Origin of the sequence: Micromonospora parva, from assembly GCF_000718515.1 — a bacterium.
In the GTDB taxonomy this organism is placed as follows: Bacteria; Actinomycetota; Actinomycetes; order Mycobacteriales; family Micromonosporaceae; genus Micromonospora; species Micromonospora parva.
Genome location: NZ_JNZS01000021.1, coordinates 36,323 through 58,372 on the forward strand (window position 1 = coordinate 36,323; position 22,050 = coordinate 58,372).

Annotated in this window: 14 protein-coding genes and 3 tRNA genes; 10 read left to right on the top strand and 7 right to left on the bottom strand. The window is 70.9% G+C overall.

All coding sequences use genetic code 11. The annotated features are described in order from the left end of the window. Positions 1–166 precede the first annotated feature (166 nt). The 4 genes from IF22_RS0125145 to IF22_RS0125160 all read right to left on the bottom strand — a co-directional run bounded on the left by IF22_RS0125145 (position 167) and on the right by IF22_RS0125160 (position 7,363). Complete coding sequence (locus tag IF22_RS0125145) at positions 167–6,388, bottom strand: carboxypeptidase regulatory-like domain-containing protein (protein ID WP_245233728.1); 6,222 nt, start codon at positions 6,386–6,388, stop codon at positions 167–169. A gap of 709 nt (positions 6,389–7,097) precedes the next feature. Beyond that, positions 7,098–7,172, bottom strand: a tRNA-Val gene (locus tag IF22_RS0125150). Between the two features lie 13 nt (positions 7,173–7,185). Further along, a tRNA-Cys gene (locus tag IF22_RS0125155) sits at positions 7,186–7,256 on the bottom strand. Between the two features lie 34 nt (positions 7,257–7,290). Beyond that, positions 7,291–7,363, bottom strand: a tRNA-Gly gene (locus IF22_RS0125160). A 387-nt stretch (positions 7,364–7,750) separates the two neighbouring features. Between IF22_RS0125160 and IF22_RS0125165 the strand changes: the two genes are divergently transcribed. The 3 genes from IF22_RS0125165 to IF22_RS0125175 all read left to right on the top strand — a co-directional run bounded on the left by IF22_RS0125165 (position 7,751) and on the right by IF22_RS0125175 (position 12,075). Then, entirely contained in the window at positions 7,751–8,353 is a 603-nt protein-coding gene (locus tag IF22_RS0125165; protein ID WP_030336107.1) for a TetR/AcrR family transcriptional regulator, read from the top strand. 69 nt (positions 8,354–8,422) lie between these two features. Next, entirely contained in the window at positions 8,423–9,004 is a 582-nt protein-coding gene (locus IF22_RS0125170; RefSeq protein ID WP_030336109.1) for a TIGR03086 family metal-binding protein, read from the top strand. A gap of 140 nt (positions 9,005–9,144) precedes the next feature. Beyond that, positions 9,145–12,075: a M36 family metallopeptidase gene (locus IF22_RS0125175; RefSeq protein ID WP_209444601.1), complete on the top strand. Its 2,931-nt coding sequence runs from the start codon at positions 9,145–9,147 to the stop codon at positions 12,073–12,075. A 190-nt stretch (positions 12,076–12,265) separates the two neighbouring features. Here IF22_RS0125175 and IF22_RS0125180 read toward each other — a convergent pair whose 3' ends face one another. Next, positions 12,266–13,156, bottom strand: coding sequence for a hypothetical protein (locus tag IF22_RS0125180; RefSeq protein ID WP_245233729.1), 891 nt, complete (start codon positions 13,154–13,156; stop codon positions 12,266–12,268). 150 nt (positions 13,157–13,306) lie between these two features. Here IF22_RS0125180 and IF22_RS0125185 point away from each other — a divergent pair, with 150 nt between their 5' ends. From IF22_RS0125185 to IF22_RS0125205, 5 genes are all read left to right on the top strand, one after another. Further along, a complete protein-coding gene (locus tag IF22_RS0125185; protein ID WP_030336114.1) occupies positions 13,307–13,975 on the top strand; it encodes a class I SAM-dependent methyltransferase in 669 nt (222 codons plus the stop codon). A gap of 9 nt (positions 13,976–13,984) precedes the next feature. After that, positions 13,985–15,175, top strand: a complete 1,191-nt coding sequence (locus IF22_RS0125190) for a cytochrome P450 (RefSeq protein WP_030336116.1) — start codon at positions 13,985–13,987, stop codon at positions 15,173–15,175. 24 nt (positions 15,176–15,199) lie between these two features. Beyond that, a complete protein-coding gene (locus IF22_RS0125195) occupies positions 15,200–16,048 on the top strand; it encodes a polysaccharide deacetylase family protein (RefSeq protein ID WP_245233730.1) in 849 nt (282 codons plus the stop codon). An 89-nt stretch (positions 16,049–16,137) separates the two neighbouring features. After that, a complete protein-coding gene (locus IF22_RS0125200) occupies positions 16,138–17,058 on the top strand; it encodes an ABC transporter ATP-binding protein (RefSeq protein ID WP_030336119.1) in 921 nt (306 codons plus the stop codon). Then, positions 17,055–17,825: an ABC transporter permease subunit gene (locus IF22_RS0125205; RefSeq protein ID WP_030336121.1), complete on the top strand. Its 771-nt coding sequence runs from the start codon at positions 17,055–17,057 to the stop codon at positions 17,823–17,825. The genes IF22_RS0125200 and IF22_RS0125205 overlap by 4 nt, the downstream gene beginning before the upstream one ends. Before the next feature lie 36 nt (positions 17,826–17,861). Here IF22_RS0125205 and IF22_RS0125210 read toward each other — a convergent pair whose 3' ends face one another. Beyond that, on the bottom strand, positions 17,862–18,479 hold the full coding sequence (locus IF22_RS0125210) for a response regulator (RefSeq protein WP_030336123.1): 618 nt from the start codon (positions 18,477–18,479) through the stop codon (positions 17,862–17,864). Between the two features lie 59 nt (positions 18,480–18,538). Then, entirely contained in the window at positions 18,539–20,110 is a 1,572-nt protein-coding gene (locus IF22_RS36235; RefSeq protein WP_280940614.1) for a sensor histidine kinase, read from the bottom strand. Positions 20,111–20,275: 165 nt separating this feature from the next. Between IF22_RS36235 and IF22_RS0125220 the strand changes: the two genes are divergently transcribed. Both IF22_RS0125220 and IF22_RS0125225 read left to right on the top strand, forming a co-directional pair. Beyond that, positions 20,276–20,854: a TetR/AcrR family transcriptional regulator gene (locus IF22_RS0125220; protein ID WP_030336126.1), complete on the top strand. Its 579-nt coding sequence runs from the start codon at positions 20,276–20,278 to the stop codon at positions 20,852–20,854. A gap of 302 nt (positions 20,855–21,156) precedes the next feature. Beyond that, positions 21,157–21,999 (top strand): alpha/beta fold hydrolase, encoded by an 843-nt coding sequence (locus IF22_RS0125225; protein ID WP_030336127.1) that lies wholly within the window; start codon positions 21,157–21,159, stop codon positions 21,997–21,999. Positions 22,000–22,050: the final 51 nt, after the last annotated feature.

Sequence of the window (22,050 nt, forward strand, 5' to 3'; positions counted from 1 at the left end):
GGGGTCGAGGGTCCGCGACCGATTCGGCTCACGAGCGGGCCGTGTGCATTTCAGGGCGAGCGTCGGTGGCCCCGGGAGTCGTTCGGCTCAGCAGGTCCGTGATCCAGGTGCGGACACGGGCCGTGCGAATCCGAGCGTTGGCCCGGGTTGGGGGCGGGTGGACGAATCAGGACGTGGGCGGGTTGATCCGCAAACCGATGCCAGGTCGGAGCACCGGTTGGCGGTAGACGTACTGGAGTGCGCGGGTACCTTCGGCGTTCTCGATGCCGATGACAGCGCCGCCGCCCCTTTCCTGGAACGTGCCGTCGAGATCGGCATAGACGAACGAATATCCGCCGGTCTCGTGGATTATCAGTTGGAAGGAGACCCGGGTCAGATCGTCGACGTGGGACAGGACGTTGTGCCATTCGATGACGTACTGGCGGTTTGACCCGGTGCCGCGGATCTCCGCACGCACGGCAGCGTCGTCGTCCACTATCCAGTCGTGCCAGAACGGATAGATGGCCGCGTCGGGCCCGTAGTAGCCGTCCGGCTCCGCAAGACGGTCGGGGTACGAGTGGGACTCGCCCGGATCGACGAAGCTCAGATAGCCGTTGATGTCCAGCCAGCCATTGGCGTACCCCTGTCCGTACAGGGTGGTCGGGAATGGCAGGGTGATCGGGATATAGACGTCGTCGCCCGTCAGCGGTAGCGCCGGTCCGGTGACCGGGGTGAGCACCATCGGCTGCTCGGCGATGGTGTATCCGGCACCGGCCGGGGTCGTCGTGGTCGGGAAGTCCACAGTTCTTTGGGTGTTCGAGCCGACGTCGACAGACTCGACGGAGGAGCCCTTGCAGGCACCCGCGTGCAGCGTGGCGGTGATCGCGTGCGTGCCAGCTGGCACGTCCTCGATCTGGTATGTGCCGTTGGGTGCCGTCGTCGCGGCCAGGCCCGCCGTGGTGACGGTCGCGCCCGGTACCGCGGCGCCCTGGCAGCTGACGATGCCGGAGACGACACCGGTGCCCGGAGGGCTGGGCCGGAACACCACACCCTGACCGGATGTGAGCAGGGTGTCGTGGTGCAGGTACTGGAAGCCGATGGTGCCGGCACCGTTCTGGATCCCGACGGTGGCGCTGCCTCCCCGCTCGACGATGTTGGCTGGATCGATATCGGCGTAGGCGAAGGTCATGGTGCCGTCTTCGTCGAAGATCACTTCGAAGGACGCGCGCACCGTCGGGTCGCTGGAGTGGTGCACATTGCGCCACTCCACCACCCACTGCCGGTTCGGAGCCGTGCCCCGTGCGGCGGTGGCGATGGCGGCCGACTCGTCGACCACCCAGTCGTCCCACAGGACCGCTACCACGGGTTCCGGCTCATCATTGGGCCCCGGGGTCGGTATCGGTTGGCTTTGACGGAGGTCTCCGGGGTGCCGGAAGACGACGGCACCGCTCCAGGTGAGCCACACCGAGTTGTACGACTCACCGTAGATCTTGACGGGGAACGGCGCGTTCACCTGCCAGTGGTCCTCATCCTCCTCGGGAGCTACCTCGATCTGGGTGCCGGGGATGAAGGTCTGTGGTCCGGTCTCGCAGGTGTAGCCGAACTCGTCCCCGTCGACCATCACCGAGAGGTCAACATCCGAGGTGCCACCGGCATGGTTGACCACCTGCCTGGCGGACTGGCCGACGCAGCGGTTGTCGCTGGTCGAGGAGATCAGGACGTACTCGCCGACCGGCACGTTGGTGAACTGGTAGCCGCCGTCCGCGCCGGTGGTGACGGTCGTTCCGGTCGTGCTCATGGTCACGGTCGCCCCGGCGACAGGCGTGGAGGTCACCGCTGTGGTCAACGTGCCGGTGATCGTCCCCGACGCCGCAGGCGTGTACGTGATCGACGAGTGGGACGTCAGCGACGGTTCATGGGCGGAGAAGACCGCCGCGACGGTGCCGGAACCGTTCTCAAGGCCGATCACGGCCGCATCGCCACGTTGTCTCGGCGATGTCATCTCGCCGTAGTGGAAGACGATCCGCCCGTCCTCGTGGAGCACCAACTCGAACGTCGTCCGGTCAGATCCGTCGTAGAAGGCCATGTTGCGCCACTCCACGGCGAACGACCTGTTCGGCGCGACACCAGTGAGTTGGCTACGGATACTGGAGGACTCGTCGGCTACCAGGTCCTCCCAGAACGGGGCCACCACGGCGTTCGGCGCGTCGCCGTCTGGCAGGAACCCGTACCAGCCGAACGGATCGTCCTGTGGTTGGAAGCTCAGCAGTCCGTTGGTGTACACGGCAGCCGTGGAGTAGGTCCCGCCGTGGTATCGCATCGGGAACGGCAGGGTGACGGAGGTGGACTCGTCGTCGCCGGTCAGTGGGATGACCGTCGACGCCGCGACGTAGCCGGAGGCGCCGACCGTGCAGGCGTAGCCGAGGCCGCCGTAGTCCGGGCCGAGTTGCAGATTGCGGACGAGGTTGGCGTTCAACTCCACCTGGACCCGTGCCCTGCTCCCGCATCTGGTGTCCGGCACCGTGGAGACGGCGTAGCTGTCAGCGACCAGGTCGTCGAACGTCCACGCCCCACCCGCGCCGGTGACGGTCGACATACCGGACGGGTCCAGGGTCACCCTCGCCCCGACCACCGCGGCGCCGGCCGCGTTGACCAGCGTGCCGGACAGGTCGTGCAACGCCAGCGGACTGGCGGTCTCCGGGTGGCCGAACACGATCGCCCGGCCGCTGGCCAGGACCGCCTCGGCTGTGGAGTAGCGCAGCCCGTCCGCACCGGCCGGGGCCTCGATCCCGACCGCCGCCTGCGCTCCCTGCTCGACCGCGCCGTCAAGACTGTCGTAGTTGGTGGTCACCGTGCCGTCCGGCGCCAGGATCACCTCGAACGACACCCGCTGCGCGGTCGACGCTTTCCGGTGCACGTTGCGCCATTCGACCACGAACCGTTCGTTCGCTCCGGTACCCGTGGTCGCGGTCCGCACACTCGCCGAGGCGTCCACCACCAGGTCGTCCCAGAACGGTGCCACCACCGCGTTCGGCTCGGCAGGCGCCGGCAACGACCCACCTGTGTACGGATGCGAACCACCGGGGTCCGTGAAGGACAACAGCCCGTTCGTATCCAGCCACGCCGACCGGTACGCCTGACCGTAGAACGGGAAAGCGAACGGCAACCCGACCGCGGTCACCGCGTTGTCCCCCGACAACCCGACCACTGTGTCATTCGCCGCTGTGAAACTGTTCGCCTGCTCCGCGCAGGTGTACCCCGAATCATCTGAGTACGGGAACAGGTACAGGTCCAGCCACACACCCTGTCCATCGACCAGCAACTGCTGGCTGCCCGACAACCCGCACCGGCCACCCTTGACACCCGACACCGTGTATGTGCCGGGGGCGAAGCCGGAGAACGAGTATCCGCCGTCGCTGCCGGTGACCACCTGGAGGCCACCGGGTTCCAGCCTGACCGTGGCTCCGACGACCGGCATGAACGTCATGACATCGATCGCCACGCCGGACAGGATCGTGGCGGGCTTCACGACGAAGCTTCCCTGCGTCCTGCCACTGACCCGGTTGCCGTCATCGACCGCGACCACGTACAACGGGCGTTCACCAGTGATCGCGCCTACCGGCACCGACACGGTCGCCGTTCCGCCGGGCGCCGACGCGATCACCTCGTTGGCCAGCGACGTGTTGTCGGCACTCCACCGGAATTTCGTCACGTTGGTGTCACCACCGGCGCTGAACGTCACTGACATCTGCGCTCCAGCGGTGGCATTCGTGCCGTTCGGGAACGTCAGCACCGGTTGCAACGGCACCGCCAGCTCCGCGATCCTCGCCGCCGTCTCGACGAAGTTGTACATCCGCACGTCATCGATGTCACCGGGCCAGTTGTGCCCCAACATCCCCGCATACATCATCGCCCCGATGCGTAAGGGCCCCGTGGCATTGAAACCTGCGGTGACCGTCCCCGTGCCCGGCTGCAGCACACCATCGACGTAGAGACGGAAGGTCTTCGTACCTCCGTCGTACACACCGGCCAGGTGGGTCCATTTACCGATGACCGGAGCAGCGGTGGATGTGATGTTCTGCCCGCCCGACTGGTCCGCATCGGCCTCGTTCATCTGGAAGCCCCACCGGTTGGCCCCCATGATGTACCCCAACCAGAACGGCGCGGTCCGTGCGCCATCAGCAGCGACCGCCGCCTTGTGCCAGTTCGGAATAGCAGGCAGTCGCACCCGGGCGGTCACCGTGAAGCTGCTGTCCGTACGAACCGGGGTGATCACCCCGGTATCCGGGTGCGGATACTGCACCGGCCCCCCGGTCGAGGCATTGCCCTGGGCGCCATCCAGCACCAGCGCCTTGCCGACACCGGCCCGCCCGGTCACGCGGTCCGCCCCGGACCCGGACAGCGACACGGTGTTGCCGTGCCCGGTCACGTCGGTGGCCGTACCGGTCGCCTCGTCGAACTCCCACTGCGCCGCAGGACCACTGCCCGCGCGAACCGAGAACGTGTACGTGGCCGGCGTCGCCGAGAATCGGCCAGCGTGATCCTTCGCCCACACCCACAACACGTTCACACCATCGTGACGCGGGAAAAGCGTCACCGACGCCCCGTAGTCCGTGGTTCGCGCCGGCACCGTTGCGGCCGCGGTCAACACACCCGAATCGAGTGTGTACGCATACTCCTTCACCTCATAGGCACGCGTCGACGGCGGCGCGATGTTGAACGTCCCGGCGAACGAGACTCCACCCCGGGGCGCACCATCCGCCGGATACTGGGACGACGTCACCGGCCCCGGTGTCGGCGGCGGCGTGGCGTCGACAGTGAACTCACACGTCCCCGACCAGTCCCCATAATGCGACCCGTCATACGTACGCGACTGCCACACGTACGTCCCACCATCGGTCAGCTTTCCTGCCGGAATCGCCTTCGACACCGACGACGGGTTACCCGACGCCTGCGACACCTTGTCCGTGTCATTACGCGCCCCGCCCAACGGCCACCAGTGGAACCAGGTCGTCAACGACTGCTGCGACGAATCCGGATCCGAATGCCTGACTGCCAGGATCGGCGTCTGTGTCAACACATACGGCCGATTCGCACCGGTGCCACACGCTTTACCGTCCGACAACCGATCGGAGGGCGCGCCCGGCTTGGTGTTGTACGTGATCGCCAGCTTCGGCGACGAGTGGTTGAACCGCTTCCACTGGTTCAACGTCCCCTCGCTCACCGCACGCAACCCCATGGTCAAACGCGACGAGTTGGCACCCGCCGCATGTGCCACCATCGCGGTGGCGTTGAACTCGACAGTGCCCGGCCCGGCGCAGCCGTGGACCGCGCCGTTCTTCCGGTTCGCTGCGGTCTGCGCGGTGTAGTTACCGTCCCAGACCGGCTGCTTGTCCCACGTCGTACCCGACGAGATCGGCCCCGTCATCCACAACTTGGCGTTGGATGCCGGGCTGCACGTCCAGGAGTGCCGCTGCTCGATCCGGAACTTCGCGTCGAGAATGTACTTCCCGCGCACCGCGCTGGTGTCCATCTGGAAAATCGAACGGACGATGTGGTCGGCGCAGCCGGAGCAGTCCTCGGTCCGGCCCGCGCCCGCGGAACCGTTCGTCCCGCCGTTGGTCAGGGCGGTCGAGTTCTTCCAGAACGAACTGGTCGGATGCTTGCTCCACACCGACGTCCACTCGCCGCCGGCGATGCCGCCCGTCCAGGACGGGTCGATGAAGATTGGATACTTGGTGCCCGGATCGGTGAGCAGCTTCCGGTCCGGCACCACCGTCAACTCACCGCCGGTCACCTTCACCGGCATCACCGCCTGCCGCGCCCCCTGCGGCGCGGTTCCGGCCGGTGACGAGGGGATCTTCGCCGCGGCGTCTGGCGCTGAGGACGGCTTGCCTGCCCCATCAGGGCCGACCCGTGCCGCGTCCGACTTCTTCGCCGGCGTCTGATCCGGTCCCGGTGACGTGGCCGCCTCCGGCAGCGGCGTGGAATCCCACATCAACGGAGCCGGCGCCTCGAAGACCTTCTTACCGCTGCCATCCCGGGCGGCGAGCCCGCCACCCTCAGCCGCGGTGACCGTCACACCCTTCGTCGACAGACCGAAGCGCACCGCCGCCAACTTCGGATGCGCCGCCGCCGCCGGCGTACGCACCACCAACACCTCGGAGAAACCCGACACCAAGGCCGTCACCCGCAGGTCCACGTCCGGCAGCACGTTTCGATACACCGCCGAATCGCCCTTCACCACCGGCGCCGGCAATTTCCCCGGCCAGGACATACCCAACTCACGCTCACCATCGCGAACCCGAGCCAGCACCCCGTCACCACCCGGCGAGAACACCACCGGCAACACCGTCGCCCGCGGCACCACACCCTCCGCGGTCACCTTCAACGCCGTGTCCACGGGCACCCACGACGAACCCTTCCGCACCCGAACCGGCTCGATTCCCTCCTCCAACGTCCGCGACCCGTCAACGTTCAAGAACGTCTGCGAGTACTCCGTACGCTCAGCGAGAATCTCCACTCGACGACCACAGGTATCGACCATCTTCCTGGCCGCTGACGCATCAGCGGAAACATCCACACAGGACGCGCGAGCTGGTGGGGCGGGTCGCGCCGACGCCGGGGACACCGGCAGCGCAACCGACGTGGCCACCACCACAAACGCGACCAGCGCACATCCAGCGGCCCGAGGAGCCGTACGACGGGCACGCAGGAACCAGCGACCGCGACCGAACATTGAAGCCCCCGTGTGTCAGACCGCTACGGCTTGATCATTTTAAGTAGCGCCGTTATCGCCGTCAATACCGAAGGTTGTCAATTATTCACAGTTAGTGCTGGCCTCTTCCATTGGGCACCGGGTCCCACCTCAGTCGCCTCGAGAGACATGGGCCTAAGCGCCTAATATGAGAGCTTTTTAACGCATTAGCAAACTGCCTGCCGCACACCCAGTAAGCGGGAGCACTTCCGACCGCGAAAGAGGGCCGGACAACAACATGCCCCCAGCGGTGCCCACACCTACTTTTTGAAGGGCCAGGGCTCCGCGTCACTCCCACGTCAGGAGCACCACAAGCGAAAAGGCTCGTCACCGGGTCTTCCGGTGACGAGCCTTTCTCCTCTGGTGGGCGATACTGGGTTTGAACCAGTGACCTCTTCCGTGTCAAGGAAGCGCGCTCCCACTGCGCCAATCGCCCGTGCTTGTTGCCGAGGTGGGGACGGGATTTGAACCCGCGTACACGGCTTTGCAGGCCGTTGCCTCGCCTCTCGGCCACCCCACCGAGGTTGCCCCCGTCATACGTGGCGGCAGCTCCGAGCGGACGACGGGATTCGAACCCGCGACCCTCACCTTGGCAAGGTGATGCGCTACCAGCTGCGCTACGTCCGCACGCCCCCGGACGTTCCCGGGTGACGGATGAGAACTTTAGCCGAGTAGGTGTTTGACTGCCAACTCGGGGTCGCCTCGGCGCGTCCCGGGTGGCCGGGGCTGGAGCGGAGTCACCTGCGGCAGGCTTCCTAGGTGGCTGGCCTGGTGTCTGAATCCAGCACCGACCGTCACACTCCGACATTCCTCGGCAATGATCGTCACCATCGCGTCGCATACCTGACCATCGACGTCTCGACGCCCCGGCACTGGGCAGCGGACCTCGGTGAACACTCTCCGTGGAACGACCGACGACACCCAAAAGAAGTGTCCGGCTTCCGACTGCCACGGTGTGGATCGGCGCGCGGTGGTAACTGTTCGTGTTCAGTCGGATGGGCTACGGTAACGGTCGTGACGAGACGTGCGGCCGAGATCCGCCTGGATGCCCTGCTGCGCACCGCCTGCGACGTGATCGTGGAGCGCGGTCTGGCCAACACCCGGACAGCGGACGTGGCGAATGCCGCGGGCGTGAGTCAGGCGTTGGTTTTCTACCACTTCGCCACCAAGGAGCGGCTGCTCGCGCAGGCCTTCGCGTACGCGGTCGAACAGGACCTGGCCCGGCTGGACGCGGTGACCCGCTCCTCCGCCCCGCCACTGACCAAGCTCCGCCGGATCCTCAAGCTCTACACCCCGGCCGGGAGGGCGACCTCCTGGTCCATGTGGATCGACGGCTGGTCGGAATCCCTGCGTACCCCGGAGTTGGAGAAGGTCTCCCGCCGCCTCGACCTGCGCTGGCGACAGGACCTGGCCGCGGTGATCACCGCCGGGGTGGCCGACGGCACCTTCCAGTGCGCCGACGCCGACGGGGCCGCGTGGCGGATCAGCGCGGTGATGGACGGCCTCGCCGTCCAACTCGCCGTGCACGACCGGGTGATCTCCCGCCGCCAGTTCGGCGAGTGGGTCCGGCTGGTCACCGCCCGAGAGCTCGGCCTGGACCCGGCCGACCTCGACTGAGCACCGGTCCCCGCACCGAGCCGGGCAAAACGGACTCAGTCCGCCCCGTCGACCGGAACAATCGGCGGCATGGACCTCTTGGAGGCGTACCGCCGGAGCCTGGCCGAATTCATCGACCGGGTGGACCAGATCCAGCCCGGCCAGTGGTCCGACCCGACACCGTGTTCGGACTGGGACGTCCGCACGCTGGTCAATCACGTGGTGACCGAGGACCGGTGGAGCGTTCCACTGCTCGCCGGGCGGACCATCGAGGAGGTCGGCGACCGCCTCGACGGTGACCAACTCGGCGCCGACCCGATCGCCACCGCGCGGGAGGCCGCCGCGCAGGCCGAGATCGCCGCCACCCACCCCGGCACGATCGACCGCACCGTGCACCTCTCCAGCGGCGACACACCGGCCGCCGAATACCTCCAGCAACTCCTCGCCGAGCACCTCGTGCACGGCTGGGACGTGGCGGTGGCGATCGGCGCGCAGCCGCAGCTCGACCCGGACGTGGTGCACGCCGCCGCCCGGTGGTTCGCCGGCCAGATCGACGCCTACCAGCGCAACAACCTGGTGCACACCGGCGTACGGGTGCCCGACGACGCCGACGAGCAGGACCACCTGCTGGCCGCGTTCGGCCGCGACCCCGACTGGGCGCCGAGCGCCTGAGCGAATCTCGATCTGTTCGTGTGACAGCGGCTGCGGACCTTGCCGTGACCTCGGGAGACTGATATCCACAGATGCGCATGCGTCACCGCGCATCTGTGGTCGGCGGCTCGCCGGCCATCCCGCTCCCACGAGGAGGTCCCGTGCCACAACCGGAGTGGTCACCCCCGATGAGCCGGCGTCGACGCCGGCTCATCGCCATCCTGGCGACGACGGCGACGGTCGCCGCGCTGCTCCCCACCGGCGTGAGCACCGCGGCCCCCACCGGCGGCGCGACATCCGCCGAGCGCCGGTCCGGGCCGTTCGCCGAGGGGCACACCCCCGCCGACGCCGACAACCGCGCCGGTACGGCGGCACCTGACGCCCGCCAACGCGGCCTGGCCCGCGTCGTCGACCCCGACGTCCGGTGGAACCGGCTCGGCACCCCACAGGCGCTCGGCCCCGGCCGCACCCCGCTGGCCAGCGGGCTGCCCGCCGACCCGGAGGCCGCCGCCCGCGCCTACCTGGCCGCCAACCAGGACCTGTTCGGCATGGACGCCGCCACGGTGGCCAGCATGGAACGGGTGCTGGTCCGACCGATCGGCAGCGGCACCGTCGTCACCCTCCGGCAACGCTTCGGCGACCTGCCCGCAGGGCCGGACGGCCTGGTCACCCTCGCGGTCGCCGACGGCGCGGTGCTCTCGGTCAGCTCCTCGCTGGCCCGCGACACCGGCACGCCGGCCCCGGCAACCCGCACACCCGAGCAGGCGTACGCCGCCGCGCTCGCCGACGCCAAGCTGACCGCCGACGCGGTGGCCAGCCACACCATCCGCCAGGTGGCAGTGCCCACCCCGCTGGACGGGCCACGGGCCGCCTACGAGGTGACCATGATCGGGGCGGACACCGAGCATCCGGCCGCGTTCACCAGCTACGTGGACGGCAGCACCGGGCAGGTGCTGGTTCGCGAGGACCTGGTCGACTACGACTCCGACAACCCGAGCTGGGCGGTCTTCCCGGCCACCCCGCCCCGTGACCTGGGCCCCGGGCAGGATCCCCGGGTGCGCTGGTGCGGCGACCCGACCCCCGGCTGCCAGGCCGCCTGGCGCGACCCGGCCACCGGCCAACCGTGGGACGTCGACGCGGCCACCGGCACGCCGACCTTCACCTCGCGCGGCAACTCGGCCAACACGGTGCTGTCCTGGGGCGCCAACACCCCGGTCGTGCCGGCCCCCACCAGCCCGGAACGCCGCTACGAGTACCCCTTCACCGACCAGTGGCACCAGGCGAAGTGCAACCCGGAGGTGTTCACCTCCGCCCAGCGCAACGACGCGGACGCGTCGATCGCCAACCTCTTCGCCATGCACAACCGGATGCACGACTGGTCGTACCAGCTGGGCTTCACCGAGTCGGCGTGGAACCTCCAGGCGGTCAACCTCACCCCGTCCGGGCTGGGCGGTGACGCCGAGCAGGGCCGTGCCCAGCAGGGCGCGTTGAGCGGCAACCGGAACAACGCCAACCAGGGCACCCCGCGCGACGGGCTGCCGCCGACCACCAACATGTACCTCTGGCAGCCGCAGGCCGGCGGGCCGTACCCGCCGTGCGTGGACGGCGACTACGACATGACGGTGATCGGCCACGAGTACACCCACGCGATCACCAACCGGATGATCGCCGGCCCGGACAGCGGGATCAGCGGCCACCAGGGCGGGTCGATGGGTGAGTCGTGGGGCGACCTGCTCGCCGCCGAGTACCTCTTCCAGCACGGGCTGCGCGCACCCGGCGAGACGCCCTTCATCACCGGTGGCTACGTCACCGGCAACCTGGTCAGCGGCATCCGCAACTACGACCTGAGCCGCAGCCCGCTCAACTACTCCGACATCGGTTACAACACCGCCGGCCCGGCCGTGCACGCCGACGGGGAGATCTGGGGCGCCACCAACTTCCGGGTCCGCTCCGCCCTGGTCAAACGGTACGGCCTCGGCACCCCGCAACGGCAGCTCGACTGCGCACTGGGGAAGGTCGCGGCGGATCAGTGCCCGGGCAACCGACGCTGGTCGCAGCTGGTCTTCGACTCGTTCCTGTTGCAGGCCGCCAGCCAGGTCAGCATGCTCGACATGCGGGACAACATGCTCACCGCCGACCTGCTCCGCTTCGGCGGCGCGAACCAGGACCTGATCTGGGCCGAGTTCGCCCGCTCCGGGATGGGCCGCGACGCCGCCACCAACGGTGCCGGCGACACCGACCCGACGCCGAGTTTCGCCTCGCCGCGCGGCGGCAACGCGACGCTCACCCTGCGCCCACGGGGAGACAGCACCGACGCGCCGATCCGGGTGTACGTGGGGGCGTACGAGGCGCGGGCCGTGCCGGTGGCCGACACCGACCCGGCGACGCCGATCCCGGACACCGTGGAGATGGTGGCCGGCACCTACGACCTGCTCGCCGTGGCCCCCGGCTTCGGGCACCAGCGGCTCAGCGTGGTCGCCAAGGCCGGCCAGGACGGGTACGTCGACCTGCGGATGAGCCGCAACCTCGCCTCCGCCGCGTCCGGCGCCACCATCAGCGGTGACGGGGTCAACCTGGACCGGGTCGTCGACGACACCGAGGCGACGAACTGGGCGTCCCTGGACGGGGTCGCCGGCCGGCAGCTCACCGTAGCGCTGCCCGGCGGCACCCCGCAGACGGTCAAGCGGGTGAACGTCAGCGCGATGCTGCGCCCGGCGATCACCGGCGACGCCGACACCGGCGCGCAGAACGCGCTCACCGCGCTGCGTTCGTTCGCGGTGTCCGCCTGCAACGCGACGACCACCGACTGCGCGGATCCGGCGCGCTGGCAGCGCATCTACACCAGTGCGGCGGACGCGTTCCCCGGTGGGGCGTACCGGGCGTACAGCCGGGACATCAACCTCCGGACGTTCGCGGTACCCACCACCCTCGCCACCCACCTGCGACTCGAGGTGCTGGCGAGCCAGTGCACCGGTGGCCCGCACTACGCGGGTGAGCAGGACGACGACCCGGCCACGACGACGGACTGCGCGACCGCCAGCCCGGCCCGGAGCCAGGTCAGGATCGCCGAGTTCCAGGCGTTCTCGAAGTGACGTTCCAGACGTTCTGGAAGTGACCCAGTGGGGCCGGCGGTACTCCGCCGGCCCCACTGCCTCCGATCAGCGGTGCGCCCGGCGCCAGGGGCCAGACACCGCCGGACGGCTCCCCACGCCGGCCGCGATCAGCGGTGCGCCCGGCGCCAGGGGCCAGACACCGCCGGACGGCTTCCCACGCCGGCCGCGATCAGCGGTGCGCGCGGCGCCAGGGGTCGGCGACGGCCGGGCGCTCCCAGCGCCGGTCCACCGGGGGGTCGTCGGCGTCGCCGGTCTCCCCGGCGGCGGCCCGGGTCAGCTGCCGCAACCGCAGCAGCAGCCCCACCCCGAGGAAGAGCAGCAGCCCGCCGAGCAGGAACGCGACCTGCACCACGCCGAACGCGCTGGACTGCGACACCGGGCGGTCGGCCGACGGTGGTACGGCGTCGGCCGGGTAGTCGGCGGCCGGCTCCTCCGTTGCCGCGCTCTCGTCGTCGGTCGGCGCGCTCGCGGATTCGGTGGGCTCCGGCGGGCTCTTCGTCGGCTTCGGCTTGCTGGTCGGGACGCCACCCACCCCCACCACCGAACGGGTGGCGGTCTGCCGGGCCAGCAGGCGCAGGTTGGCGTCGTACGCCTCGGCGGCGAGGGTGACCCGCCCCTGGGTGACGTCCTCGTCAAACGCCATCCGGTAGCGGGCGGTGACCGTGCGCCCCGGGCAGAGCGTGCCCGGGTCGAGCTGCCGGTCGGTCAACCGGGCCACGTCACCCTCGGTACGGATCTCCAGCGGAAAGTCGCCGGTCTCCTCCACCCGGTCCATCTTCACCTGGTCGAGTCGGAGGCCCTGCACGGTGAGCACCATCGACCAGCGCACCTTGGCGCACCCGCCGCGCCGGTCCGTCTGGGAGACCACCGCGGAGATCGTCCGCACCTGCTCACCGGCGGTGAACCGGCCCGGCAGGCCGCTCATCTCGGTGGTGAAGGCCGCCTGTGCCGGGGCGGCCGCCGCCAGCTCCACCCCGCTCAGACAGGCCAGCACCACCCCTGCCCGCAGCGCGTACCGCCACACCGTCACCACCGCCGTCCTCCGTTCGGTCGCCTCCACCTGGCAACGCTAGAAGCGGGACGACGGCCGGACCAGACGGGTGTGTTCGCACCGGACGGCAAGGACGGGGTGGGTTTTCACCGACAGTGGTGAACCGGTCACCACTCCCCCGCGACACGCCGGCAGTCGGGCCGCTGGGAGAATCACGCGGTGTCCGAGCTCTCCAGCACCTTCGTCCGGCTGCACGCGCGGCTGGCCCCGGTCCCCTTCGTGCCCGAGGTGCTGTTGCACCAGGCGGATGAGCCGATCGGGCTGTGGGAGCTGACCGAGGGCGAGTTCTCCAGTGACCGGCCGCCGCCGTTCTGGGCGTTCGCGTGGGCCGGCGGGCAGGCCCTCGCCCGCTACCTGACCGACCATCCGGAGCTGGTCGCCGGCCGCCGGGTGCTCGACCTCGCCTCCGGCTCCGGCCTGGTGGCCATCGCCGCCGCCCGCGCGGGCGCGGCGTCGGTGCGCGCGGTGGAGGTGGACGAGCTGGCGGTGGCGGCGGTCGCCCTCAACGCCGAGGCCAACGGGGTACGCGTCGACGCCGAGTTCGGCGACATCCTCGACGGCGACGCCGGGGACGCCGAGGTGGTGCTCGCCGGTGACGTCTTCTACAGCGAGGCGATGGCCCGTCGGGTGCTGCGGTTCCTGCTGCGCGCCGCGCGGGCCGGCGCGCCGGCGCTGGTCGGTGACCCCGGCCGGGCGTTCCTGCCCCGGGACCGGTTCGACGAGCTGGCCGCGTACGACGTGCCGGTGCCGGAGGCGTTGGAGAGCGTGCGGGTGAAGCGCACCACCGTCTGGCGGCTGCGGACCGGGCTGCCGGGGGCCTCCGGCTAGCGTGTCCGGGTGCTGTTCCGCAGCTGGGCGCAGGTGGCCGACGCCGCATGGCCGGACGTGGCCCGGGTGCCGGACCACGTCGGCGGCACCCACCTGGTCGTGACCCGGCACGCGCTGGTCCGCCAGGTCCTCGCCGACCCGGTCACCTACCGGCCGGACAACGCCCTGGACGCGGTGACGCCGATGCCGGTGACCGCGCTGCGGGTGCTCGCCGGGCACCGGTTCCGGCTGCCGCCGACCCTGGCGAACAACTCGGGCGTCAGCCACCCGCAGATCCGGGCGATCGTCGCGGCGGCGTTGCATCCCACCCGGGTCGCCGCGCAGCGGCAGTGGCTGACCACGCTGGTCCGGGACCGGGTCGCCCGGATCGGCGCCGCGCTCGACGCCGGCGCGCCGGTCGACCTGTACGCGGACCTGGCCGCCGACCTGCCGCTGCTGGTGCTGGCCCGGCTGGTCGAGTTGCCGGACGCGCCGGTGGCGGCGGTCAAGGAGTTCGCCCGCGCCGCGCTGGAGTTGTTCTGGGCACCGCTGGACGCCGACCGGCAGGTGGCGCTCGCCGAAGAGGTGGGCCGGTTCCACCACGTACTGCGGGACTTCGCGGCCGTCGGTGGCGGTTTGGCCGCCGAGCTGCGCGCGGCCGGGCACCCGCCGGACGTGGTGGTCGGCGCGCTGTTCTTCCTGTTGGTCGCCGGGCAGGAGACCACCTCGCAGTTCCTCACCCTGCTGCTGCACCGGCTGGCCGGCGAGCCCGCGGTACGGGCCGGGCTGCGCACCGGTGCGGTGGCGGTGGCCGACGTGGTGGAGGAGGGCCTGCGGCTGGAACCACCGATCGTCACCTGGCGACGGGTGGCCGCTACGGAGAGCACGCTGGGCGCGACGGTGGTGCCGGCGGGCAGCAGCCTGGTGTTGTGGCTGGGCCGCGCCGGTCGGGACCCGGCGGTGGTGGAGTCGCCCGACGAATTCCGTCCGGGCCAGCGGGGGTCACGCCGGCACCTGGCGTTCGGGGCGGGCGCGCACCGCTGCGTCGGGGACGTGCTGGCGCGGATGGAGGCGGCGGTGGTGGTGGCCGAGGCGGCGCCGCTGCTGGACGGGGTGACGGTGCTGCGTCCGCCCTGGTGCCCGGACAATCTCACCTTCCGGATGCCGGACGCGTTCGTGGTCCGCCGCCGCGGCACTGTCACCGGGCTGACCGGATCCTGACACCAGCTCGGTATGTTTCCGGGCGTGTCAGCCACCCCCACCCGTCGGATCCCTGCTGTCGTAACGCTTCTGGCCCTGCTGGCGTTGACCGGCTGCGCGGTCGGCCCCGGCCACCCGGCCCACGCCCGGCAGGTCACCGCCGCCGAGGCGACAGCGTCCGCGTCCGCCGCGACCCCGTCGGTGTCGCCGTCGGTGACGGCGACACCCGCGTTCAAGAGCCTGGCCTGGTACGTGTCCCAGGTGCCGACCTTTCCCGAGGCGCCGCTGCCGCAGCCGGTGCCGCTGCCGGCGACCGGTTCGGCCCCGTTCTGGCACCGTCTGCCGACCGACCAGAAGGTCGCCTTCATCACCATCGACGACGGTGGGTTGGCCCGCCCGCCCGAGGTGATCGACTTCATCTGGGAGGCGCGCATCCCGGTCACCATGTTCCTCAACTCACCGGCGGCGGCCGAGCACACCGACTACTTCCGGCAGATCGAGGCGGTGGGCGGGGTGGTGGAGAACCACACCATCGCGCACAACTCGCTGGCCGGCCGGTCGTACGACTACCAGCGGCAGGAGATCTGCGGTGCCGCCGACCGGCTGGAGGGGCTGTTCGGCAAGCGGCCCACCCTGTTCCGGCCACCGTTCGGCGAGCATGACAGCACCACGCTGAAGGCCGCGCACGACTGCGGCGCGAAGGCCGTCTTCCACTGGACCGAGACCGTCCACGAGGGAAAGGTGCGCTACCAGACCCCGGAGAAGGTGGTCCAACCCGGCGACGTGCTGCTGATGCACTTCCGGCCGGCGCTGATGGACGACCTGCTCGCGGCGTTGAAGGCGATCCACCGGGCCGGGCTCACCCCGGCGCTGCTGGAGCAGTACGTACGGTGATCAGCCCGCCGACGACCTGACGAAAGTCGGGGGTGGGTGGTGCCGTTCGGGCGCGGTGCGGCGGCAGCCCGCTCGCCTAGCGTCAGCGCATGATCACATTACGTGGGTTGACGAAACGGTTCGGGTCGACGGTCGCTGTCGACGCGCTGACCGTCGACATCGCGCCCGGCCGGGTCACCGGCTTCCTCGGCCCCAACGGCGCCGGCAAGTCCACCACCATGCGGATGGTCCTCGGGCTGGACCGTCCCACCGCCGGGCAGGCCCTGGTCGGCGGGCGCGCGTACCGGGAGTTGCGCCGGCCGCTGCACGAGGTGGGCGCGCTGCTCGACGCCCGGGCCATCCACCCGGCCCGGTCCGGCCGGGCGCACCTGCGGGCCATGGCGCACAGCAACGGCATCCCGATCCGCCGGGTCGACGAGGTGTTGGACACCGTCGGGCTGGACGGACGGGCCGCCGGCAAGCCGGGTCGGACGCTCTCCCTCGGCATGGGGCAACGGCTCGGCATCGCCGGCGCGCTGCTCGGCGACCCGCCGGTGCTGATGTTCGACGAGCCGGTGAACGGCCTCGACCCGGACGGGGTGCGCTGGGTGCGGCACCTGATGCGGTCACTCGCCGACGAGGGGCGCACCGTCTTCGTCTCCAGCCACCTGATGAGCGAGATGCAGCTCACCGCCGACCAACTCGTGGTGATCGGCCGGGGACGGCTGCTCGCCGACGCGCCGATCGGCGACGTGATCGCCCGCGGCACCGTTGCGGTCCGGGTGCGCAGCCCGCACCCGGACGGGCTGGCCGCCCTCGCCGCGCGCCTCAGCGCCGCCGGGGCGGATGTCGAGGCGGCCGACCGCAACGAGCTGACCGTCACCGGCGTCACCGCGGACCAGGTCGGGGACCTGGCCCACGAGCTGGGCGTACGCCTGCACGAGCTGAGCGCGCAGGCCGCGTCGCTGGAGCAGGCGTTCATGGAGCTGACCGCCGACAGCGTCGAGTACGCCGGAGGTGCGGCGCGATGAGCACCCTCAGCCGACACGGCGTCGTGGCGTCCGAGTGGACCAAGCTCTCCTCCGTCCGAAGCACCTGGTGGACCGCGCTGGCCGGGCTGCTGGTGATGGCGGCCAGCGCCGGGCAACTGGCCATCTACGCCGCGAACGACAACACCAACGACGACCCGACCGACGACCGGGGGATCGTCACCGTCGGCAGCGTGCTGATCGACTCGGTCGAGCTGACCCAGTACGTGGTGCTGGCGCTGGGTCTGCTCGCGATCACCGCGGAGTTCACCAGTGGCACCATCCGGACGACGTTGCAGTGCACCCCGTCCCGCGGTCGGGTACTGCTGGCCAAGGCCGCTGTCGCCGGCGCCGTCACCTTCGCGCTCGGGCTGCTGCTCGGCGGCGTCGGCGCGCTGGTCGCCCGGCCGGTGCTCGGCGAGTGGGGCAGCGCCCCGGCCGCCGACACGATCGGCGACATCGTGGCGGTGGCGGCCTACCTGGCGCTCGTCGGCGTCCTCGCCCTGGGCCTCGGCGCGGCACTGCGCAGTGCGGTGCTCACCCTCACCGTGCTCCTCGCCACCCTGATGATCGTGCCGCTGTCGCTGCAGCAGCCGGACATCGACGTGCTCAACCGGATCGCCGACGGGTTCCCCGGGGTGGCCGGCGGGCACTTCCTGGCCGGCGACACCGAGCCGTACCCGCCAGTGGTGGGGCTGCTCGTGCTCGCCGGGTGGGCCGGCGCCGCGCTGCTGCTGGGCCGGGCCGCGCTGCGCCGTCGCGACGCCTGAGACCCGCGCGCTGAGCGGGGGCCGACCGGCCCCCGCTCAGCCGTCGACCAACCCCGCCTCGTACGCGAGGATCGCCGCCTGCACCCGGTTGCGCACATCCAGTCGGGTGAAGATGCTGGTCAGGTAGCTCTTCACGGTGCCCTCCACGAGGTGCAGCCGGCGGGCGATCTCGGCGTTGGACAGGCCCGCCCCGACCAGGGCCAGCACCTCCCGTTCCCGCTCGGTCAGCCCGGCCGTACGGTCCCGGGCCGCCGGCCGGCGGGCCAACCGACCGGCCCCCAGCTCGATCACCCGGCGGGCCACGGCCGGCGACAGGTACGCCCCGCCGTCGGCGACGGCGTGCACACCGGCGATCAGCTCACGCGGGTCGCCGGCCTTGAGCAGGAACCCGCTGGCACCGTGCCCGAGCGCCCGTGCCACGTGGTCGTCCTCGCCGAACGTGGTCAGCATGATCGTCGACGTGTCCGGCACGACCCGGCGGATCTCGGCGGCGGCGGCCAACCCGTCCAGTCGCGGCATCCGGATGTCCAACAGCGCGACCCGGGGTCGGTGGGCCCGGACCAGCTCCACCGCCGCGTGCCCGTCACCGGCCTCGGCGACCACCTCGATGCCCGGGTCACTCGCGAGAATGGCCCGGACACCGGCCCGGATCATCGCCTCGTCGTCGGCCAGCACGACCCGGATCGGCGGCGCCCCCGTCGTGTCGGTGTCCACTACGCGATCCACTCCTTGCTGACCAGCCGGTCATCGGTGAAGCAGAGTCGCCAGGTGGGCTCCGCGAGGGGGAAGTTGCCGTCGGTGTAGTACTCGCAGCCGGCCCGGTCGGCGGCGGCGGGGCGTTCCAACTGCCGCCGGGGCAGCCCGACCAGCTCCGACCGGGGCGCGCCGACGCGCAGCTGGTCGAAGGTGGCCCGGTCCAGCACCGTGCCGGCGGTCGCCACCGGGTAGTAGACGAGCGAGAGCACCAGGGCGAACCCGACCGGTGCGACGAGGGCCACCAGCAGACTGCGCCGGACCCGCCGCCGGGCGTCGTGCAGCCGCCGCTCGGCGTCCACCGGCCCCTCCGCCGGACCCTGTCGCTCGTCGGAGGACGCCGTCGGCCCGACCTCCACGGCCGACCCGATCGCCTCCGGCGTCGGCGCGGTGGCCGGCAGCACCGCCCGTACCGCGAAACCACCCTCGGCCCGGTGGCCGGCCGCAAGCGTCCCGCCGGCGAGACGGACCCGCTCGGCGAGGGCGAGCAGCCCACTGCCCTGCGACGGCGGGGCGGGCAGCGGGCCGGCCGCCGGGGCGTCGTTGACCACTGTCACCTCGACCCGGTCACCGTCGCGGGTGAGGCGTACGTCGACCGGCGCGCCGGGCGCGTACCGGGCCGCGTTGGTCAGCGCCTCACGGACGATCCGGTGCGCCGCGTGACCGGTCATCGCCGGCAGCTGCGCCACCGCCGGGGCGGCGTCCAGCCGTACCGCCATGCCGGCCTCCCGGGCACCCTCGACCAGGTCGGCGACGGTCTCCCCACTCGGACGCAGCGACGCGCCACCCTCCTCGCGGAGCACGCCGATGATCTCGTGCAGTCGCTCGGTGGCCGCGGAGACGCTGGCCCGCAACTCGCTCGCCGCGGTCCGGTGCTTGTCGTCCAGGTCGGCGGCGACCTCCAGGGCGGCGGCGCGCAACGCGATCAGGCTGAGGTCGTGACCGAGCGAGTCGTGCATCTCCCCGGCGATCCGAGCCCGTTCCCGCAGCCGGATCCGCTCGGCGGCACCGCGCTGCTCGCGGGTCAGCGCGTCGACGTGCCGGCGACCCGCCTCCGCGAGCTCCTGCTGCTGGCGGCGGTACCGGCCCACCAGCCAGGGGAACACGGCGGCGAAGAGCAGCACCGAGGCGAGCAGGAACCAGGTGGCCGCGCCGGCACCGAGCAGTCCCAGGTTGAGCACCGTGCCACCGGCCGTGATCAGTACGAAGACCATGATCGACGGACCGGCGGTGGCGCTGCGCCGCCCCGCGAGATAGCTGAAGACCGGAATGGCGAACAGGAAGTTGCCGTCGACCAACGACCCGAGCACCACCAGCACCAGGGAGACCAACGGCTGACGTCGACTCGCCACCACCGCCGCGGTGAGCACCAGCAGGTTGCCGACCAGCAGCGGCAACGCGTACCGCGAATAGGGCGGGCTGATCCCGGCGTAGCCGACCGGGGCGGCCACCACCGCCCAGAGCAGCACGTCCAGCAGCAGGCGACGCCGCCGGTGCGGCCAACCCGGCGGCGCGGAGTGGAGGATCCGCACGGCGGCCAGGCTACCCACGCGCACCAGGCCCGGACACCGACGAAAGTCAGGTGTTCGGCAGCTCTCCCCGGCCGCGACCTGCCAGTCGTCGACCCACCTTTGGATGAGCGAGCTAATCTAAACGGTGCGGGTTCGCCCGACGGACAGCACGGAAGGAGACGCTCGATGGGTAGATCGTCACGTGCCGACGCGGCGAAGCATCGCGAAGAGGTGGTGGCCGCGACGTCCCGGCTGCTGCGGGAGCGCGGCGCGGCCGGGGTGAGCGTGCAGGACCTCATGGCGGCGGCAGGGCTCACCCACGGCGGCTTCTACAAGCACTTCAGCTCCAAGGAAGAGCTGGTGGGCATCGCCACCGGGACCGCGCACCACGAGATCCAGAGCTTGCTGGACAAGCTCCTCGGCGAGTTCCCGGACCGGACGGAGGCCCGCGCCGAACTCCTCGCCCAGTACCTCGCCGCCACCCACCGCGACTCGCCGGGCGACGGGTGCTCCATCACGGCGCTGGCCTCGGACGCCGCCCGAGGGCCGGCCGAAGGCCCGCTGCGGAAGGCGTACGTGGCCGGGCTGGAGTCCATTCTCGGCCAGGTTGCCGAGTACCAGGACGCGGAGGGCGAGGAGGCCCACCGCCGGGCGATCGTCGATCTGACGTCGATGGTCGGGGCACTCACCCTGGCCCGGGCGACGAGTGGGACACCACTGTCGGACGAGATCCTCGACGTCGTCCGCGACGCCCTCACGCGGTAGCTCAACCCCGCTCGATCCAGAGCCCGGCCGGCGACCACCGCCCCGAGGCTCGGTTGCCGCGCGCCCCCGCCGCTTCGCACACCCCCTGCGTGCCACCCCTCGATGGCCGCCTGCGCTGGTCACCTGCCGCATCGCCCGCACAGCTGAGATTGAGATTACGTAGCCAATCTTACTGGCGGTGATAGATTATGTCCGTCATCTAAAGAACCGGTCGGGGTCCGCCGGATGGCGAGCGCCCCGGAAAGCGCCGAACCTGGCGACCACCGACCTCAGCTGGATCAGACCCGAACGGGAGAAGGACCATGTCAATGCTCACCGCGCCCAACCAGACCGTGCAGGCCGACAGCGGGACGACCTACACATACCGGCGATTCGGCAGGGCAGGCGGCACGCCGGTGGTCTTCCTGCAGTGCTTCCGGGGCAACATCGACATCTGGGACCCGGCACTGGTGGACGACATCGCCGCCGAGCGCGAGGTCATCCTCTTCGACGCCAGCGGGGTCGGCGGATCGACCGGGCAGGTGCCCACGACCGTACGGGAGTTCGCCCGGGACGCCATCGCGTTCATCGACGCGCTCGCGTTGACCACCGTGGACCTGTTCGGCTTCTCACTGGGCGGATTCGTCGCACAGAGCGTCGTCCTGCAGCGCCCCTACCTGGTACGTCGGCTCATCCTCGCCGGCACCGGGCCGCAGGGTGGACGTGGCTTCCACGCCTGGTCCGAAGAGACCCGCGGACACGCCTACCGGGAGGCACAGGACGCCGAGGACCTGCTCTACCTCTTCTTCGCCCCGACCGAGGAGAGCCGGGCCAAGGGCATGGAGTACGTCGGGCGCATCTTCACCCGCCAGGAGGACCGCGACGCCCCCACGACACTCGCCGTACGGGACGCGCAGGCCGAGGCCATCGCCGACTGGGGCATCCCCAGCGCCGCCCTGCTCGACCGGCTGGCCGCGATCCAGCAGCCCACCCTGGTGGCGAACGGCAACCACGACATCCTGGTGCCCACCGCCAACTCGTACCTGCTCGCCGGGCACCTGCCGAACGCCGAGCTGATCATCTACCCGGACGCCAACCACGGGTTCCTCTTCCAGTACCCGCACGAGTTCGCCGGCGAGGTCAACCGGTTCCTGTCCGCCGCGTGACCACTGCCGCCGCGCTCCGACGTCCGGAGCCCTCTGCGCTCTGACGTCCGG

Coding starts and splice junctions, on each gene's coding strand:
- IF22_RS0125200 (WP_030336119.1), top strand. CDS start 16,138: ATGATCACATTACGTGGGTTGACGAAACGGTTCGGGTCGACGGTCGCT.
- IF22_RS0125170 (WP_030336109.1), top strand. CDS start 8,423: ATGGACCTCTTGGAGGCGTACCGCCGGAGCCTGGCCGAATTCATCGAC.
- IF22_RS0125220 (WP_030336126.1), top strand. CDS start 20,276: ATGGGTAGATCGTCACGTGCCGACGCGGCGAAGCATCGCGAAGAGGTG.
- IF22_RS0125225 (WP_030336127.1), top strand. CDS start 21,157: ATGTCAATGCTCACCGCGCCCAACCAGACCGTGCAGGCCGACAGCGGG.
- IF22_RS0125205 (WP_030336121.1), top strand. CDS start 17,055: ATGAGCACCCTCAGCCGACACGGCGTCGTGGCGTCCGAGTGGACCAAG.
- IF22_RS0125210 (WP_030336123.1), bottom strand. CDS start 18,479: ATGATCCGGGCCGGTGTCCGGGCCATTCTCGCGAGTGACCCGGGCATC.